We start from the raw sequence: 2,282 nt of genomic DNA, 5'->3' as shown, positions 1-2,282 counted from the left end.
CGCGCCGGACGGCATCTCCCAAACCGGCATCGACGACCGCACCGTACGCATGATCGTGCACACCTCGGTGGGCGGCGGTGAGCTGAGGCTGCGGCTGTCCAACGCGCACGGCACCGGCGACCTCGTGCTCGGCCGCGTCACGGTGGGCCGGGCCGAGTCGTCCGCCTCCGCGACGGCCGTTCCCGGCAGCCTGCGCTCCGTCACCTTCGGCGGCGCCGTCGGCACCACCGTGCCCGCCGGCGCGCAGGCCGTCAGCGACCCGCTGCCCTACGACACCCCCGCCGGGGCGGACCTGCTGGTGAGCGTGCACCTGCCCCGGCCGACCGGCCCGGCCACCTGGCACTGGCTGGCCCAGCAGACCAACTACGTCTCCGAACCCGGGGACCACACCGGCGACCAGGGCGCGGACGCCTTCACCCGCAGCGAGACCTCCTGGTTCTTCCTGACCGGCGTCGATGTGCGCGGACCGGGCACCCGCGGCACCGTGGTCGCGCTCGGCGACTCCCAGACCGACGGCTCCGGCTCCACCCTCGACGGCAACGGCCGCTGGACCGACGCCTTCGCCCGCCGTCTCGCCGCCGACCCCGCCACCCGGGGCATCGGCGTGCTCAACAAGGGGATCGGCGGCAACCGGGTGCTGCGCGACGGCACCGGGACCGAGCGTCCGCAGCGCGGCACCAGCGCGCTCGGCCGGCTCGACCGGGACGTGCTCGACCAGGCCGGGGTGCGCGCCGCCGTGCTGTACGAAGGCATCAACGACCTCCAGCTCGCCCCGTTCGCGAGCGCCGACGAGGTGCTGACCGGGCTGCGCTCCCTCGCGCAGCGGCTGCACGCGCGCGGCATCCCCGTCGTCGTCGGGACGCTCACCCCGTTCAAGGACTCGCCGCTGTGGACGGCCGAGGCCGAGCGGCAGCGGGTCGCCCTCAACGCCGAGCTGCGCACCAGCCCGGACTTCGACGCCGTCGCGGACTTCGACGCGGCCGTCCGCGACCCCGCCGACCCGCAGCGGGTACGCGCCGTCTTCGACGGCGGTGACCACATACACCTCAACGACGCCGGCTACCGCGCGGTGGCCGACGCCGTCCCCACCGCCCCGCTCACCGCCGGCGATCCGGCGGTGTCCGCGCCGAGCACCGACGGGAGGAACCCGTGACCGGAACCCCGGTGATGGCCAACCCCAACACCCTCTCCGATCGAGCCGCGATGGGGCTGCCCGACGCCTTCGTCGCCCGCACCCCACCGGCACCGCTGCGCGACCACCGCGACCTGCTCGGCGTGCCCGCCGAAGCCCTCGTCGCGGTCGCGGAGGACCCCGGGCAGTCCTTCGCCCGCCGGTTCGCCGCCGGCACCGTCCTCGGCCTGATCGGCGACCCCCGCATCCGCCCCGAGGACCCGCCCATGGCCGACATCCCGTCCGCCCGGGTGCGCCTCGGCCTGGCGGCGGACCAGGTCGCCCGGGTCACCGCGCGCTGGCGGCACGCCGGGGTGATCGAGGACTGGATCGCCAAGGAGTGCCCCGTGTACGAGGCCGACCTGCCGGCGTTCCGCATCGCCCTGCACCCGGTCACCAACGCCGAGTACCGCCGGTTCCTGGAGGACACCGGCAGCACCGCGCTGCCCACCTCCTGGCGCTTCGGCGGCTATCCCGACGGGCTCGGCAACCATCCGGTGTGGACCGTGCCGCCCGAGGCCGCCGACGCCTACGCCGCCTGGCTCGCCGACCGCACCGGCCGCGCCTTCCGGCTGCCGACCGAGGCGGAGTGGGAGTACGCCGCGGCCGGACCCGAGGGCCGGGAGTTCCCCTGGGGAGACGCGTTCGGACCGGACCGCGCCAACACCGTGGAGCACGGGCCGCTGTCCACCACTCCGATCGGCATCCACCCGGCCGGACGCTCGCCCTTCGGCGTGCACGACATGGCGGGCAACGTCGAGGAGTACACGGCGGACGACTACCGGCCCTACCCCGGCGGCAGCGCCGTCGCCGACGACCTGGCCGTCACCCGGGGCACGTACCGCATCGCCCGGGGCGGCAGCTTCACCCGCTTCGGCGACCTGGCCCGCACCCGCCGCCGGCACGGCTGGTACGACCGCGACATCTACGCCATGGGCTTCCGGCTTGCGGAGACGGTGTGACACGGCACCACGAACCGCCAGACAGTAACGCGGCGGGCCTCGCCTCACCGGAGGAGCGGTCCGCCATGCGCCGGGCCGTCGAGCTGGCCGCGACCGCGCTCGGCCGGACCAGCCCCAACCCCGTGGTCGGCTGCGTCGTCCTCGGCGCC

Annotated in this window: 2 protein-coding genes; both read left to right on the top strand. The window is 75.6% G+C overall.

From position 1 onward, the window contains the following. On the top strand, window positions 1-1,153 hold a 1,153-nt coding region (locus H5J33_RS31805; protein ID WP_220212944.1), incomplete at its 5' end, for an SGNH/GDSL hydrolase family protein. After that, a complete protein-coding gene (locus H5J33_RS31800; RefSeq protein ID WP_309485534.1) occupies window positions 1,150-2,133 on the top strand; it encodes an SUMF1/EgtB/PvdO family nonheme iron enzyme in 984 nt (327 codons plus the stop codon). The genes H5J33_RS31805 and H5J33_RS31800, both read left to right, overlap by 4 nt. The last annotated feature ends 149 nt before the right edge of the window (window positions 2,134-2,282 follow it).

This window comes from Streptomyces sp. WELS2, assembly GCF_013870595.1.
Lineage (GTDB): Bacteria > Actinomycetota > Actinomycetes > Streptomycetales > Streptomycetaceae > Streptomyces.
This window is presented reverse-complemented; position numbering and strand designations above follow the sequence as displayed.